At 65.5% G+C, this 15,068-nt stretch carries 15 protein-coding genes and 1 tRNA gene; 7 read left to right on the forward strand and 9 right to left on the reverse strand.

Features of this window, described 5'->3' with window-relative positions; translation table 11 throughout:
* The first annotated feature begins 137 nt into the window (after window positions 1–137).
* Together PX653_RS01705 and PX653_RS01710 are read left to right on the forward strand one after the other, a co-directional pair.
* Window positions 138–815 (forward strand): hypothetical protein, encoded by a 678-nt coding sequence (locus tag PX653_RS01705; protein WP_277416232.1) that lies wholly within the window; start codon window positions 138–140, stop codon window positions 813–815.
* Between the two features lie 210 nt (window positions 816–1,025).
* Complete coding sequence (locus PX653_RS01710) at window positions 1,026–1,331, forward strand: cupin domain-containing protein (RefSeq protein WP_277416233.1); 306 nt, start codon at window positions 1,026–1,028, stop codon at window positions 1,329–1,331.
* Window positions 1,332–1,447: 116 nt separating this feature from the next.
* On the opposite strand, the gene uvrB is transcribed toward PX653_RS01710, so the two are convergent.
* Window positions 1,448–3,532: an excinuclease ABC subunit UvrB gene (gene uvrB / locus PX653_RS01715; protein WP_277416234.1), complete on the reverse strand. Its 2,085-nt coding sequence runs from the start codon at window positions 3,530–3,532 to the stop codon at window positions 1,448–1,450.
* A 110-nt stretch (window positions 3,533–3,642) separates the two neighbouring features.
* On the opposite strand from uvrB, the gene PX653_RS01720 reads away from it, so the two are divergent.
* The 3 genes from PX653_RS01720 to PX653_RS01730 all read left to right on the forward strand — a co-directional run bounded on the left by PX653_RS01720 (window position 3,643) and on the right by PX653_RS01730 (window position 5,379).
* Window positions 3,643–4,845 carry an amino acid aminotransferase gene (locus PX653_RS01720; RefSeq protein WP_277416235.1) on the forward strand — a complete coding sequence of 401 codons (1,203 nt, stop codon included), beginning with the start codon at window positions 3,643–3,645 and terminating at the stop codon, window positions 4,843–4,845.
* 124 nt (window positions 4,846–4,969) lie between these two features.
* Window positions 4,970–5,045: transfer RNA gene (locus tag PX653_RS01725), tRNA-Asn, on the forward strand.
* Window positions 5,046–5,133: 88 nt separating this feature from the next.
* The gene (locus tag PX653_RS01730; protein ID WP_277416236.1) at window positions 5,134–5,379 is read left to right on the forward strand and encodes a hypothetical protein; all 246 of its coding nucleotides are present in this window, start codon (window positions 5,134–5,136) and stop codon (window positions 5,377–5,379) included.
* Here the strand turns inward: PX653_RS01730 and PX653_RS01735 are convergent.
* Both PX653_RS01735 and PX653_RS01740 read right to left on the reverse strand, forming a co-directional pair.
* A complete protein-coding gene (locus PX653_RS01735; RefSeq protein ID WP_277416237.1) occupies window positions 5,360–5,836 on the reverse strand; it encodes a MarR family winged helix-turn-helix transcriptional regulator in 477 nt (158 codons plus the stop codon). The genes PX653_RS01730 and PX653_RS01735 overlap by 20 nt on opposite strands.
* Window positions 5,833–6,720: an alpha/beta hydrolase family protein gene (locus tag PX653_RS01740; RefSeq protein ID WP_277416238.1), complete on the reverse strand. Its 888-nt coding sequence runs from the start codon at window positions 6,718–6,720 to the stop codon at window positions 5,833–5,835. The genes PX653_RS01735 and PX653_RS01740 overlap by 4 nt, the downstream gene beginning before the upstream one ends.
* A gap of 204 nt (window positions 6,721–6,924) precedes the next feature.
* Here PX653_RS01740 and PX653_RS01745 point away from each other — a divergent pair, with 204 nt between their 5' ends.
* Complete coding sequence (locus PX653_RS01745; protein WP_277416239.1) at window positions 6,925–7,377, forward strand: hypothetical protein; 453 nt, start codon at window positions 6,925–6,927, stop codon at window positions 7,375–7,377.
* A 48-nt stretch (window positions 7,378–7,425) separates the two neighbouring features.
* On the opposite strand, the gene PX653_RS01750 is transcribed toward PX653_RS01745, so the two are convergent.
* The gene (locus PX653_RS01750) at window positions 7,426–7,809 is read right to left on the reverse strand and encodes a VldE C-terminal domain-containing protein (protein WP_277416240.1); all 384 of its coding nucleotides are present in this window, start codon (window positions 7,807–7,809) and stop codon (window positions 7,426–7,428) included.
* 9 nt (window positions 7,810–7,818) lie between these two features.
* On the reverse strand, window positions 7,819–8,373 hold the full coding sequence (locus PX653_RS01755; protein WP_277416241.1) for a hypothetical protein: 555 nt from the start codon (window positions 8,371–8,373) through the stop codon (window positions 7,819–7,821).
* 178 nt (window positions 8,374–8,551) lie between these two features.
* Here PX653_RS01755 and PX653_RS01760 point away from each other — a divergent pair, with 178 nt between their 5' ends.
* Entirely contained in the window at window positions 8,552–9,043 is a 492-nt protein-coding gene (locus PX653_RS01760; RefSeq protein WP_277416242.1) for an Hcp family type VI secretion system effector, read from the forward strand.
* 45 nt (window positions 9,044–9,088) lie between these two features.
* On the opposite strand, the gene PX653_RS01765 is transcribed toward PX653_RS01760, so the two are convergent.
* The 4 genes from PX653_RS01765 to PX653_RS01780 all read right to left on the reverse strand — a co-directional run bounded on the left by PX653_RS01765 (window position 9,089) and on the right by PX653_RS01780 (window position 15,065).
* Window positions 9,089–9,850 (reverse strand): ThuA domain-containing protein, encoded by a 762-nt coding sequence (locus tag PX653_RS01765; protein ID WP_277416243.1) that lies wholly within the window; start codon window positions 9,848–9,850, stop codon window positions 9,089–9,091.
* Window positions 9,851–9,867: 17 nt separating this feature from the next.
* Window positions 9,868–10,620: an alpha/beta hydrolase gene (locus PX653_RS01770; RefSeq protein ID WP_277416244.1), complete on the reverse strand. Its 753-nt coding sequence runs from the start codon at window positions 10,618–10,620 to the stop codon at window positions 9,868–9,870.
* 130 nt (window positions 10,621–10,750) lie between these two features.
* Window positions 10,751–13,753, reverse strand: coding sequence for a glycosyl hydrolase family 28-related protein (locus tag PX653_RS01775; RefSeq protein ID WP_277416245.1), 3,003 nt, complete (start codon window positions 13,751–13,753; stop codon window positions 10,751–10,753).
* Between the two features lie 4 nt (window positions 13,754–13,757).
* The gene (locus PX653_RS01780; protein WP_277416246.1) at window positions 13,758–15,065 is read right to left on the reverse strand and encodes a gluconate:H+ symporter; all 1,308 of its coding nucleotides are present in this window, start codon (window positions 15,063–15,065) and stop codon (window positions 13,758–13,760) included.
* Window positions 15,066–15,068: the final 3 nt, after the last annotated feature.

Consider the following 15,068-nt stretch of genomic DNA (forward strand, 5'->3'; position numbering starts at 1 on the left):
TTTTCGGAGTTATCTGAATGATATCATTTGTTCTGCTGCCCGCTCGTGGCGGGTTCGTCGGTCGCATCACGGCGCAGCCCGGCCCGGCGCCAAAAAACAGCTTCGTTCACATGAAAACGTTCAAGAGCAGGACTCCAATGAAAAAAACACAATTGATCCTTCCCATGCTGGCGTTAGTTGCTGGCTGCGGCAGCAGCAACAGCTACCTCGCCAAGCGCACCAGCACCGTCGAGATGTACCACATCTTCGACATCAAGACGGAGGCTGCGACGGGCGTCGTGATCAAGGCCGCTGCCGACGGCCTGGCGCGCAACACGAACGAGATCCAGCAGAACACGCCGCTGCAGTTGGGCAAAACCGTACCTGTCGAACCGGGCCGGTTCGTGATCGAGGATATCGGCGCCAAGCTTGCCGGGTCGAACACGGGCATGGGCGCGATGATGCAGATGGCGGCGATGAAGAATGGCGCGATCAGCCTGAAAGCCGCGAAGTGCGACGACGCGGTCTGGACTTCCCGCGCACTGCGCAATATCGCCGGCTCCAGCAACCTGACCTTGTACAGCTGCCTGTACAAATACCAGGCTGGCTATCGCCTCAATACCTATGCGGTCTTCAACAAGACGGAAGGCGGCCTGGCGCAGGTCTCGCGCGACATCGCGACCTCGCTCGTCGGCACGCCGGAGCAGTGGGTGACCAAGACGATCCTCGACACCGTCCATTCCATCGAAAGCGCAACGGGCGTCAAGGCAGTACGGCTGGAAGGCCAGCCAGAACTGGTCGACTTGCCCAGCGGCGCACTCGTCGGTAAAAACTGACGCACCCGCGCGTCACGACGACGTAATCAAGCCGCCGCGGCCCAAACCGTGGCGGCTTTTTCGCGAGCAGGGCAGGGCTACCAGCCTGTAATCGACATCACATCCACCCCGGCGCCCCGAACAGCCGGCGTGCAGGCTTGCGCTATAGTTGTGTCCGATAAATCTTTCCCCTGAGGTCAGCCAGCCGGGGAATCACTGGAGACAAACCGCATGTCAAAGACCAAGCTGAAAGATTTCGCTGACGCGCTGCCGACGTTCTGGAAGTCCAGCGTCCTGGCGCAAGTGGGGACCAGTAACATCAAGGTCCTCAAGATGAATGGACAGAGCTACCCGGCGGAGACGCACGACTATACGGAGGCGCTCGTCGTGCTCGACGGTAAAATGTTTTTAAGCGTGAACGGCGAACCGGTGGAGGTGGCCGAAGGCGAGATGTACCTGATGCGTGCCGAGGTCCCGCATGCGGTGGAACCGGGCAGTCATGGCACCCTGATGATCATCGACCCCGTCATGGACTGAAGAGAATATGACGCGATGCTGAATCTGCCCCGATAAGCCGACGCATGGTCCGCCGATGAAAACCAGCGTCTGTCCCCATACGGGACAGACGCTGACAGCGAGGTCTCGATGTGTCCTTACTTCCCTGTAATCGAAATCACATCGGCGCCGGGCGCGCCAAAGAGCTGTTCCTTCAACAGGTGCAACTGATCGCGCACCTGCGCGGCCTTCTCGAATTCCAGGTTCTTGGCGTGATCGACCATCAGCTTTTCCAGGCGCTTGATCTCTTTCGACACCTGCTTCTGGCTCATGGTCTCGTACTTCGCCGTCTCCTGCGCCGCCTGCAGCTGCGTCGATTCGCGGTTCGGGTCGTAGACGCCGTCGATCATGTCCTTGATGACCTTGTTCACGCCGCGCGCCACGATGCCGTGCTTCTCGTTGTGCGCGATCTGCTTGGCGCGGCGGCGCTCCGTTTCGTCGATGGCCTTCTTCATCGAGTCCGTCATCTGGTCCGCGTACAGCAGCGCGACGCCGTTCAGGTTACGGGCGGCGCGGCCGATCGTCTGGATCAGCGAGCGTTCGGAACGCAGGAAGCCTTCCTTGTCGGCGTCCAGGATCGCCACCAGCGACACCTCCGGCAAGTCGAGGCCCTCGCGCAGCAGGTTGATGCCGACGACGACGTCGAAGGTACCGATGCGCAGGTCGCGCAGGATCTCGACGCGCTCCACCGTCTCGATATCGCTGTGCAGGTAGCGCACCTTGATGCCATGGTCCGACAGGTACTCCGTCAGCTGCTCGGACATGCGCTTCGTCAGCGTCGTCACCAGCACGCGCTCGTTCTTCTTGATGCGGTCCGTGATCTCCGACATCAGGTCGTCCACCTGCGTGCGGGCAGGGCGCACGATGACCTGCGGGTCCACCAGGCCGGTCGGGCGCACGACCTGCTCGACCACCTGGTCCGCATGCGAGTTCTCGTAGTCCGCCGGCGTGGCCGAGACGAAGACCGTCTGGCGCATCTTGCCCTCGAACTCCTCGAACTTCAGCGGCCGGTTGTCCAATGCGGACGGCAGGCGGAAGCCGTAGTCGACCAGGTTGGTCTTGCGCGAGCGGTCGCCGTTGTACATGGCGGACAGCTGGCCGATCAGCACGTGCGACTCGTCCAGGAACATCAGCGCGTCCTTCGGCAGGTAGTCGATCAAGGTCGGTGGCGGCTGCCCCGGCATGGCACCGGAAAGGTGGCGCGAGTAGTTCTCGATGCCCTTGGTGAAGCCGATTTCGGCCATCATCTCCAGGTCGAAGCGGGTGCGTTGCTCGAGGCGCTGCTCCTCGATCAGCTTGCCCTCGCTGCGGAAGAACTCCAGGCGGTCGCGCAGCTCGGCCTTGATGCTTTCGATGGCGCGCAGCACCGTCGAGCGCGGCGTCACGTAGTGCGAGCCCGGATAGACGGTGAAACGGGGGATCTTCTGGCGCACGCGACCCGTCAGCGGGTCGAACAGCTGGATCGATTCCAGCTCGTCGTCGAACATCTCCAGCCGCACGGCCAGTTCGGCGTGTTCGGCCGGGAAGATGTCGACGGTGTCGCCGCGCACGCGGAACGTGCCGCGGCCGAAGTCCACCTCGTTGCGGGTGTACTGCATCTGGATCAGGCGGGCGATGATGTCGCGCTGGCTGACCTTGTCCTTGGCGCGCAGGGTCAGGATCATCTGGTGGTATTCGTTCGGGTTCCCGATACCGTAGATGGCCGACACGGTGGCGACGATGACGACGTCGCGCCGCTCCATCAGCGACTTCGTGCAGGACAGCCGCATCTGTTCGATGTGCTCGTTGATCGACGAGTCCTTCTCGATGAACAGGTCGCGCTGCGGCACGTAGGCTTCCGGCTGGTAGTAGTCGTAGTACGAGACGAAGTACTCGACGGCATTTTGCGGGAAGAACTCGCGGAATTCGCTGTAGAGCTGCGCGGCCAGCGTCTTGTTCGGCGCAAACACGATGGCGGGCCGGCCCATGCGGGCGATGACGTTGGCCATCGTGTAGGTCTTGCCGGAACCCGTCACGCCCAGCAGGGTCTGGTACGACAGGCCGTCCGCAATCCCTTCGCACAGCTGTTCGATGGCGGTGGGCTGGTCGCCGGCGGGCGGGAAGGGTTGGTGCAGCTTGAAGGGCGAGTCCGGAAAGGTGATGACGGTAGGCTCGGGGCTACCGGCAAGTGATAAATCAGCCATGAAGTCAGACCTTTGTTAGAATAGTGAGCTGACAGTCAGCCGTGTGTGCAACTCGGCGGCATCTGTCATCAATCCGCTGCGAACCGCTTCCAATCGAATCCAATCTTATCATGACGAACCCTTCCGTTTTCAGTGCCATCGAGATGGCTCCGCGCGACCCGATCCTGGGTATCACCGAAGCATTTAACGCAGACACCAATCCCGCCAAGATCAACCTGGGCGTCGGTGTCTATTATGACGACAATGGCAAGGTGCCGCTGTTATCTTGCGTACAGAAGGCCGAAAACATTCTGATTGAACAGCCCGCCCCCCGCACGTACCTGCCGATCGAGGGCCTGGCCGCCTACGACAAGGCGGTGCAGGAGCTGGTATTTGGTGCCGACAGTGCCGTAGTTCAAGAGCGCCGCGCGATCACCGTGCAGGCCCTGGGCGGCACGGGCGCGCTGAAGCTGGGCGCCGATTTCCTGAAGCGTTTCTCGCCGTCGTCGGATGTCTATATCAGCGACCCGAGCTGGGAAAACCACCGCGCGCTGTTCGAAAGCGCCGGCTTCAAGGTCAACAACTACACGTACTACGATGCCGCCACGCACGGCGTCAACTTCGAAGGCATGCTGGCATCGCTGAAGGCCATGCCGCAGGGCGCCGTCGTCGTGCTGCACGCGTGCTGCCACAACCCGACGGGTGCCGACCTGACGCAACAGCAGTGGGACCAGGTCATCGACGCCGTCGTCACGCGCGGCCTGATCCCGTTCCTGGACATGGCCTACCAGGGCTTCGGTGCCGGCATCGCCGAAGACGGCGCCGTGGTGCGCCGCTTCGCCGCCACCGGCGTGCCGCTCTTGGTGTCGAACTCGTTCTCGAAGTCGTTCTCGCTGTATGGCGAGCGCGTGGGTGCGCTGTCCGTCGTCGCCGCAAGCGCCGACGAAGCGGCCCGCCTGCTGTCCCAGCTGAAGCGCGTCGTGCGCACCAACTATTCGAACCCGCCCGTGCACGGCGGCAAGGTCGTCGCGACCGTGCTGGCCACGCCGGAACTGCGCCAGCTGTGGGAAGACGAACTGGCCGCGATGCGCGTGCGCATCAAGGAAACCCGCGACACCTTCGTCAAGAAGCTGAAGGAAAAAGCGCCGCAGCACGACTTCGAATTCGTGCGCCAGCAGGTCGGCATGTTCTCGTACTCGGGCCTGACGAAAGAGCAGGTTGCCAAGCTGCGCGAACAGTCGATCTACGCGGTGGACACGGGCCGCATCTGCGTGGCCGCGCTGAACTCGCGCAACCTCGACACCGTGGTTGACGCGATCGCCAAAGTCCTCTAAAATCCTGCTTCTTCGTTGACGCAAGTCACTGAAGAAGTAGTCGGCAGCAAAGTAGTTATGGGTAGTGCGTAGCGGAAATAGTGTTGCGCAAGTTGCCCGGAACGATTACAATGCTGCCATCTAATCCCTGATAGCTCAGTCGGTAGAGCGACGGACTGTTAATCCGCAGGTCCCTGGTTCGAGTCCAGGTCGGGGAGCCAGAATTCCAGCGAAAGCCCAGCCTTAATCGGTTGGGCTTTTTGCTTTCCGGCGTCGGAAAGCACTCACCAAACCACCCGGGCGGCCCACATGGACAACGACCAGCGATACCTCGTACAACAGAACAAGATCAGCGACGGCGACACCAAGCCGCCCGTGTTTGCCAAGGTCATGCGCAGCAAGGAAGGCGTGTTCGAGGGCGTCTCCTTTATCCGCAACAAGGACAAGGCCACTGTGATGACGGTGGCGCAGGCCCAGGAAGTGATCGACTGGGCGGCCAAGAAGAAGGCTGCCGCGCGCGAGTACGTGACGAAGATTATCTGCGTGGGGCAGTAAGCTCCCCGGGCGCGGGCACTTCGGCCGCCGCCGGCTCGAGTTCCAGCGCCCCCACGTGGGCCAGCCAGCGCGCGACGACGGCCAGTTCGTCCGCCGAAAAACCCTTGCTCAACTTCTTGTTCAGCTCCTGCAGCACGTCGCTGCTGCGGGCGCTGGCGTGCTGGCCCGCGGCCGTCAGCTGCAGCCGGGTGACGCGGCCGTCGCTGCTGTCGGCGACCCGCTCGATCAATCCCGCCGCTTCCATCCGCTTCGACAGGTTGGTGACGGCCGCCGGCGCCACCTGCAAGGCCTGGGCAATCTCGCCGATCGTGGCCTGGTTGCGCGACGCCAGCAGGAACAGCAGGCCCACTTGCGCCGAGCTGATGCCTTCCCAGGCTTCAGGCCGGGTCTCGGTCCAGCGTTGCAGCCGGCGCTGCGCCTGGTTGAGCAGGAAGACGAAGCGGGGCGGCTTGCTCATTGCTTGGCCCGCCGTGCATCGGCCGCGCCGACCTGTTCCAGCAGCCAGGTGCCGACCTGGGGCCACAGCCGTTCGGCCGCATGCTTGCGAAAGAACCCCATGTGCCCGATGGCGCGCAGGCCGGCACTGTGCGGCGCCACCTGGCGCCGCTCGACCGGCGCATTCGCAAGCGGCGCGACCAGCATGCCGATGGCGTGCGGGTTGGCCCATGGATCGTCGTCGAAACCCAGTACCAGCAGCGGTATCCTGACCCGCGCCATGCGCGCCGCGGCGTCCATCGCCGGATCGTCGAAGAAGTAGCGCGGCAACGTGGTCCAGCGGCTCCATTGCAGCATGACGTTACGGGGCAGGTCCTCGCCCAGGCCCAGCCTGCGTCCCGGCATATAACCCAGCACCCGGCACAGCAGCGGCGCCAGCACCCGCATCACGAGCCAGACGCGCAAGCGCTCGGCAGTACCGCGGATGGTGGCGGTGACGCCGGCGTGGGAAGCGACCAGCACCGCCGCACGCAGGCTGTTCGTATCGCCGGACAAGGCCAGCGCATGCCCGCCCAGGCTGTGGCCGACAGCGCACAGCGGCAGGCCGGGAAAGCGTTCGGCGGCCCAACGGGTGACCGCGCCCACGTCCTCGTCCAGCCAGTCCGCCATCGACACGTCGAAGCCGCGCAGGCTGGCAGGACGCGAACGTCCCGTGCCGCGATAGTCGTACGTGACCACGCTGAACCCCAGTTGCACCAGGTAGCGGGCAAACGGCTCGTAGAAGCGCTGGGTGATCGCCGTGCCCGGGTGCACGAGCACGACGCCCTTGGCATCCGTGGCCTGCCAGAGGTTGCCTTCGATGGTGGGGCCGCTGTTGACGCTGATGCTGATCGGTTCGGGTGCCATGGCGGGTTTCGTCGATTTAGTTAACGTGTTAACTAAGTTAGCACGGCCGCGGCTGGGACGCAAGGGCAGGGCCGATCGACGCAATCCTCGCGTCGCGGCGACGGGCCTCACGTCTGCTTACAATTGTTACCCGGATAATTGTGGTCCTTGCTCATGCATACCGCGTTACATGGAGGAACGTCGAACACATGAAAAGGAACCACGATGAACAAGCCCGCCTCGATCCTCCTCGGCCTGCTGTGGCTTTGCGGCAGCGCCTCCGCACACGAGGCCGCATGGCATGCCGACGCCGCCGTCCGCCACGACCGGCACGAAATCCGGGCCGCACATCGGGCGATCCACCGCGACCGTCACGCGATCGACGTGGCGCGCCACAATCTCGCGCACGACCGGCGCGTGGCCAGGATCGAGGCGCGCGAAGCACGGCAGGTCGAGCGCCGGCAGGACGAACTGCTCGCCCGGGGCGACTACCGTGGCGCCCGCCGGCTGGAACGGGTACGCCAGCACGAAGCCAATGAAGCGGCCATCGCCCGGCGCCAGGTCAGCCACGACCGCAACGTGATCCACTACAAGCGCCGGCAGATCGAGCATCATCGCAATGTCATCGAACTGAAGCGGCGCGAGATTGCGCGGCAGATTGCTTACTATCCGGATTGACAGTGGTGGCTGGCTTGGCCTTTAGTACCAGGAGCCGACGCGTATGCCCTAGCACTCGAGCGATGCCCAAGGCCACGGCGAGGCGATGTCCCGCAGGGCAGGCTTGATCGATACGTGCATATGGTGTGTGTGACCGTTCTTGCCATGATATGGGCGCCACCCTTCGCCGGCTGAGGCGGTGTTATAGATCTGCCGGTTCCATATGACGTAACTCACGCGGTAATCCAGCAGAACGAGCTTGGCGAAGAAATTGCAGTCGACGCCATTGGCCGGGTCGTGTGTCAAGTCGAACGCATTGCCGTCGTTGTGATCGCTCTTCCTTTTTTGATGCGCGGCGTCGCCCATCAGGCCGTCAGCGTCGCGGTTCCGGTTGGGGCACAATGCAGTGGCATCGGCAAGCGCACGCTTGCATGCGGCTGAGGGCTGTGGCATACATCCTCCTTACGGTTTGGCAGTGTCGCGCAAGCATGGCGCCAGGGCTTGCGCTGCTGCGATGCGAGCGCGACTAGTCGCGCCAGGGTGTGCGGCATCGATTCGATGGGTTACGCACACTTCATCGCGGCTGATCCTTGCCACGGCAAGGAGCGGGAGCGGATGTGGATTGTCCGGATCGCGCTGGTCAAGCGCATTCACCCCAACGATGACAGCGAAGGGGATGGCAGTGCCATTGACTACCTTGCTGCGCCACTCGGCATGTGAGCCCAATGTCGAGAAGCCGCGCGTGACGACATCCCAGAAGTTCAGTGCGAACGAGCGACCATCGGGTGTAACGACGTCCACCGAGGAGCGTTCGTCGTCCTCGGTCACGCGCAACCGGTAGCCATGTACGCCTGGACATTCCATCGTTTGCGCACCCGTAGTGCTGTCATCCACTTTTGCCGAACATGCCGCATCGGTCAATGGACTGTAGGCGCTCGTCACTTGGTTCTGCGCAACTGCGGCTGCGGCAATGGCTGACGCAACTGCGCAGGCTAGCAACTTCGAAATTGCATGCATGGTAGTCCTCCACACAAAACTTAAATCCAGCGCCGTGCGAACTTTGCGCCTGGCTGTGGCCTCAGCATGATCCCGCCACAGCTATCCGTATCTGCGCTGCCTCAACATGGACGAGCGCAGTCCGATGGAGCATCGTTGAGCACACGCGTTCCGATGTCGCCAACATTACGGAGGAGTCATGGCAATCGATGTCTATCTGCAGATTGATGGTATCCAAGGAGAATCGGCGGACGAGAAGCACAGGGGGTGGATCGAGTGCACGTCCGCCGTCTGGAGCGTCATGCAGCCGAAGTCGGCAACCGCCTCTACCGGAGGCGGTCACACGGCCGAACGTTGCGAACATGGTGACGTGGTGATTTCGAAGCTGACCGACCTGTCGTCACCCATGTTGCTGCAGACGTGCTCCGCCGGGAAGACCGTCCCGAGAGCCAAATTCGAATTCATGCGCGCAGATGGGCAGGGCGAGCGCGTCAAATATTTCGAAATCGAACTGGATAATGTACTGATCGGCGCGGTCGTGCCGAACATCATGAGCGGTGCCATCCTGACCGAGCACGTAAGTCTCAAGTTCGCCAAGGTCAAGTGGAAATACACTCAACAGAAAGTTACAGGCGGCGCTGGCGGGAGCACAATGGGTGGCTGGGATCTGTCGGCGAACAAAGTGTGCTGACGGCGCTGGCTTCATCCCGGCAGCGCATCGCCGGGAGGGCCGATTTTATCGCCCCACTTGCCCCATCCCCGTCGCCGCCCAGTAGATCCCGCCCATCAGATGTCCCAGGTACTGTGGGTCGCGGTACATCTCGCCGTTGTGGCCCAGGGTCGTGACAAACACGCGGCCCTGTTCGACGCGGTGGTACCACGCCACCGGATGGTCGCGGCCCATGCCGCGCGCCACCTGGCCCGGCCAGATTTTGGTGGGGTCGTAGCTCGACTCATCGACGTTCAGCACCGGGTGGATCGTCACGTTGTAGGGATTGGTGATGACGTAGAACTCGTCGCTCCAGATCCACCGCTCCGGCAGGCCGAACGTGGCGGGGAAGCCTTTGTCGGCAATGGTGACGACGCCCGTCTGCAGCATCGGGTGCACGCCCACGCGGCGCCCCACCAGCTTTTCGTACCACGGCCACTCGTCCGGCGGCGTGATGGCGGCGCGGTGGACGACGATGGCGTTGCCGCCGCCTTTCATGTACGCCTCGAACCTGGCCCGCTGCGAAGGGTGCAGTTCCTCGCCCGGCGTGTTCAGGAACATGACGGCCGCGTACTGTTTCAGGTCGCCGTCGAACACTTCCGGACGGTGCGTGTAGGTGACGTCGAACGCGTGCAGCTTGCCCAGCTTTTCCAGGCTGTCGCGTGCGATGGGAATGTATTCGTAGTGGTACTTGCCGGGCATCGCCAGCACCAGCAGCTTGAACTGGCTGTCCGCCCGCGCGTCGGCGGCGGCCGCCAGGGCCAGCATCGCAACGGTGAAACGCTTCATTCGCACTCCTTGCAAAATCACGGGGCCGGCACGCCTTCGGGCGGGCGGTCGTCGCGCGGCACCAGCCAGCCGCCATCCGCCAGCCAGTCGGCCAGCCGGTCGGGCCAGTGCTGCAGTGCGACGCGCTCGCCGCGCTGGCCCATGTTGAAGGCGTGGTCGGTGTCGGCATACAGGTGCAGCTCGGCCGAGACGCCCGCCGCGACCAGCTGCTGGTACAGGCCCAGCGCGGGCGGCATGCAGCACTTGTCGCGCGAGCCGGCCACGATGAATGCCGGCGGTGCGCCCGCCGCCGCCTTGGCGGGCACGCCCAGCGGCCCGGGGTAGACCAGCACCTGGAAGTCCGGCCGGGCGCTGAGGCGATCGACGGCGTCGCGCGGCTGCCAGCCCGGCGGCGCCGGATTGTCCGCCACCAGCGTCACCAGTTCGCCGCCGGCCGAGAAGCCCATGACCCCGATGCGGCGTGGATCGACGCCATACTCCGTCGCATGCGCGCGCACCCAGCGCACGGCGCGGCGCAGGTCGGCGGCCGCGTCGCCTTCGATGGAGTAGGGCGAGGCGCCGTCGCGCGCGAGCCGGTACTTCAACACGAACGCGGTGACGCCGACCCGGTTCAGGTGCTGCGCCGCCAGCATGCCTTCGTTCTGGAACACCAGCATGCGGTGGCCGCCGCCCGGCGCGATGACGACGGCCGCACCGTTGGCGTGGCGCGCGTCGGCCCGCGCGACAGTCAGCGAGGGTACATGCACGTTGCTGACGTACGTATCCTGCACCGTCTCCGGTCATGCCGGCGCTGTGCCGAACCCGGCACGCCCTCGGGCCACAACGGCATCGACTGCTGGGCAAATGCGGACGCGGCCACCAGGCCCAGGAGCAGCGTGGCGAGCTTCATGGCGTGGCCAGTCATGGCACGCGCGTCGCGTACAGCGCGTGGTGCGTCAGGATGACCAGCGTGCGCCGGTCCGCGCCGCCGAAGACCAGCTGCAGCGGGCGTGCCGGCACGTCGATGCGGCCCTTTTCCTTGCCGTCCGCGCCGTACACGAACACCTGGCCGTTGGCGACGTAGACGTTGCCGGCGCCGTCCACCGCCGCGCTCTCGCCGCCGCGGTTCGCCACTTGCCGCAGGTCCTCGATGGCGCCGCCGGCGTTGACGATACCGCTGAACGTGCGGTTCTCCGAGCCGTTCGTGAACACCACGCGTTGCCCCGCCGGCGCGCTGACGAAACCATGCGCGTTCAGGCTGTCCGCCCAGCGGTAACCCAGGTGGTCGGCCGCGCCCTGGCGCAGTACGCGGTAGGCGGGCAGCACCAGGCTGCCATCCGGCGACACGTACTCGTGCGACTGCGCCTTGGCGACATCGCGCGCGAACATCTCGGCCAGCGTGGTGAACTCGTAGGTGCGTGGGTCGAGCTGGTCGCGGAACTCGCCGTTCTGCCAGAAGTTGACGGGCACCGCGACCTGCGCGCCAGGGCGGGGGGCGACCGGCGTGGGCTGGATCATGGTGACTTCCGTCGGCGGCGCGCCCGGCTTGAAGGCGTACACGCTCGCCTGCGGCCCGAAGGACGACAGCACCAGCACATTGCCGCTGCGGTCGATGGCGAGGTTGACGGGATCGAGCGGCGCATCGCGCACCACGGCCAGTCCTTCCTCCTTGGTCCAGCTGTGGATGCGGCGCCAATGGCGGTCGACGAAGTACAGCTTGCCGCGCGCATCGACCGCCGCGCCGGCGATCGAATAGAACCCGTCGGCCAGCTTCTCGACCTTGCCCTGCGGCGCCGGTGCCTCCTTCTGCGTGCCGGTGTAGTCAAGCACGGCAAACTCGCGCTCGCGCACGTCGATGCCGTGCGTGACGTCGCGGATGGCGTTCTCGTACGGGTACTTGCTGGCGCGCAGGAAGGTGGTGCAGCCCTTGTCGTCGCAGGTGGCGAAGCCGCTTTCGCCGTTGACGTGCACGTTGCGGAAGCGGATGTCGCGCGAGTTCATGATCGTCACGGCGGCCGGCATCGGCTTGATGGAGCGTGTCACGCGGTAGCCGTGGTAGTTCGCGAACAGCAGGTTGCGGCTGTTGCGGATCTCCAGCGACACCGCGTCGGCACCGTCGCGCACTTCCTCCTCCGTTTGCGGCGCCAGGAATTCCCAGTTCTCCACGTTGTCCAGCACGATCTCGGCGCGCACGTGGTGCTCGGCCGACAGCTCGTAGACGTGGCCCGGCGTCTTCGTGTTCGTCACGTAGAAGCCCGCCTGCGCGTAGCCGCTGGGCGACCAGATGCCGGAGAACGTGCCGCCACCATCGTCGGTCACCCAGATGCTGGGGTACTGGCGGTCCCAGTGCGCCGTCGTGTCGAACTTGGCATCCTTGCGGTACGGGTCGTTGCGGCTGCCGTCGTACAGCCGGGTGCCGTGACCGCCCTGGATGCGTACGTCGTCGACCAGCGAGCGTTCGCCGGCACGCCACAGCAGCGCCACGGCGCGCTGGTTGACTTCCCCCGTCGCCAGGCCGATGCCGGAGACGATGGCGTCGCCGCCGCGCGCGCTTTCCAGCAGCGCCTTCGGCGTGCCGATCCCCTGGTAGGCGGGCGAGCCGTTCGGCAGCAGCAGCTGCGTCAGGCCGGGGTGCAGGCCGATCAGCACGCTGTCCGGACGCAGCCGGATCGTGTCGTTGACGACGTAGAAGCCTTGCGGCAGGTAGACGACGCGCTGGCTGTCGATGGCCTTCTGCAGCGCGGCCGTGTCGTCGGTGACACCGTCGCCGCGCGCGCCGAAGCGGCGCACATTGGCCCACTCGGTCGCGGGCGGCAGCGACCGCAGCGCGGGCGTGGGCGCAGCCGCCGTGGCGGGCGCGGTCCGGTAGCGGGTGTCGAAGCGGCCCGGTTCGCCCAGCCGGCTCACGGTCAGGCCGTACGTGAACTCGCTGACGTTGTAAGCCGTCCCGCTGCCCGCCAGGGTACGCCCGCTGTCGCGAAAGCGCACGAACGTGGGGACGTTGCGTGCGCTGGCGTTCTCGAAGCCCACCTGCGTGTAGACGTTGTTCTCGTTGCTGACGACGAGCGCCGCCTTGCTCACGTTCTCGAAGCGCACGTCCTTCCCCCACAGCCAGTCGCCATAGCCGCGGTCGATCTCGATGCCCACCGGCGTGTTGCGGATCGCCGTGTTGACGAGCGTGAGGCCCGCCTCGTGTTCGCGGATGGCGGCGTCGCGCTGGCCCTCGAACGTCGAGTCCAGCAGCGTGAACTGCCAGGCCGGCGACGTCTTCTCGCTGAGGATGCCGTAGCGGCCGCCGAGGAAGCGCAGGTTGTACGCGATATTGCCGACCTGGTAGACGCCGGCCAGGCCGGAACCGAGATGGAAGTCGATGTGGCTCAGGTTCGAGTGCTGGGCCGTGTGCATGCGCACTGCCGCGGCGGCCGGGTTGCCGTCGCCGATCTCGAAGTCGACGTTCGACAGCGCCGAGTAGAACGTCGACGAGTTGGCGTCGCGCACCGGCGCGCCGCCCTGCGGCACGGCGCCCGGCACCGGCATAGGCACCTTGCCCACGTTGTACTGGTCGCCGCCCGTGAAGATGACCATATTGGCCACGCCCTGCTGGTAGCCGGGCGTGCGTGGCGCCAGCACGAACACGGGACGGGTCGGGCCGACGCCGTAGACGCGCACGGCGAGCGGGATCAGGATGCTGCGCGTGACGCGGTAGCGGCCCGACGGCAGGAACACGAGGCCGCCTTCGCCGCCGTTGGCCGCGCGGTCAATGGCCTGCTGCAGCGCGGCGCTGGCATCCTGCGTGCCATCGGCCGGCGCACGCGCGACGATGGCGCGCGGATCGTCGGGCATCGTCTCGTAGGCGGAAGGGGAAGCGGCAGCGGCGGCAGCGGCGGCCAGCAGCAGGGCGCTTGTCACAAACATTCTTTTCATCGGCTTATCCGATCACCAGGGACAACAGCATCACGAACAGCAGGCCGAACACGCCGACCAGCGTTTCCATCGCCGTCCACGAGCGGAACGTGTCCGCCAGCGACAGCCCGAAGTATTCCTTGAACATCCAGAAGCCGGAGTCGTTCACGTGGCTGCACATCAGGCTCCCCGCGCCGATGGCCAGCACCATCAGGTTGGGATCCACGCCGGAGCTTTGCGCCAGCGGCGCGACGATGCCGCCGGCCGTCACGCCCGCCACCGTGGCCGAGCCGAGGCAGATGCGGATAACGGTCGCCACGGACCAGCCCAGCACCAGCGGCGGCACCGGCAGGCCGGCCAGCATGCCGCCCAGCTGCGCGCTGACACCCGACACGACCAGCACCTGCTTGAGCGCGCCCGCGCCGGCGATAATCAGGAGAATCGGCGCGATCTCGCGCATGGCATCCTGCGCACCGGCCATCACGGCCGGCAGACGCTTGCCCCGCGCCAGCCCGAGCGACACCACGGCCACGCCGTACGACAGCAGCATCACCGTCAGCGGATCGGTCCAGAAGGCGAGGGCGGGCGCCAGCTCCGGCCGCGCCATCGTCGCCAGCGTGCCGGCACCCAGCAGCAGTACCGGCAGCAGCGCCGTGGCAAAGCTGTTGAAGGTGCCGGGCAGTTCGCCATCCGGCACGGTCGCGCTGTTGAACAGCGGCGGCGTGGCGCGGATGCGGTGCAAGGTCAGCGCGAACAGGGGCCCGGCCACGATCAGCGTGGGGATCGCCACGACAAGCCCGTACAGCAGCGTCTTGCCCATCTCCGCATGCACGGTCGTGACGAGCGCCGTCGGCGCCGGATGGGGCGGCAGGAAGCCATGCGCGATCGACAGGCCTGCCAGCAGCGGGATCGCCAGCGCGACGGCGGGCCGGCCGGACTGGAACACCAGCGACAGGATCAGCGGCACCAGCAGCACGAAGCCGACGTTGTAGTACAGCGGCACGCCGACGACGAGGCCCGTGACCGTCAGCGCCACCGGCAGCCGGGAAGGCCCCATGGTGCCGATCAGGCAGGTGGCGATGCGCCGTGCGGCGCCGCTGTCGGCAATCAGCTTGCCGAACACGGCGCCCAGGCAAATGACGACGACGAGAGAGCCCAGCAGGTCGCCGATGCCCTTCTCGATGGCACCGGGGATCCTGGCCGGTGGCACCCCGAGGAGCAGGGCGGCCGCCAGCGCGGCGAGCACGAACGCCACCAGCGGTTGCACCTTGCCCCACGCGATCAGGACGGTCAGCAGCCCGACCGCCAGCAGGACGGACGCGAGATTGCCCACGGC

Origin of the sequence: Pseudoduganella chitinolytica (assembly GCF_029028125.1) — a bacterium.
In the GTDB taxonomy this organism is placed as follows: domain Bacteria; phylum Pseudomonadota; class Gammaproteobacteria; order Burkholderiales; family Burkholderiaceae_D; genus Rugamonas; species Rugamonas chitinolytica.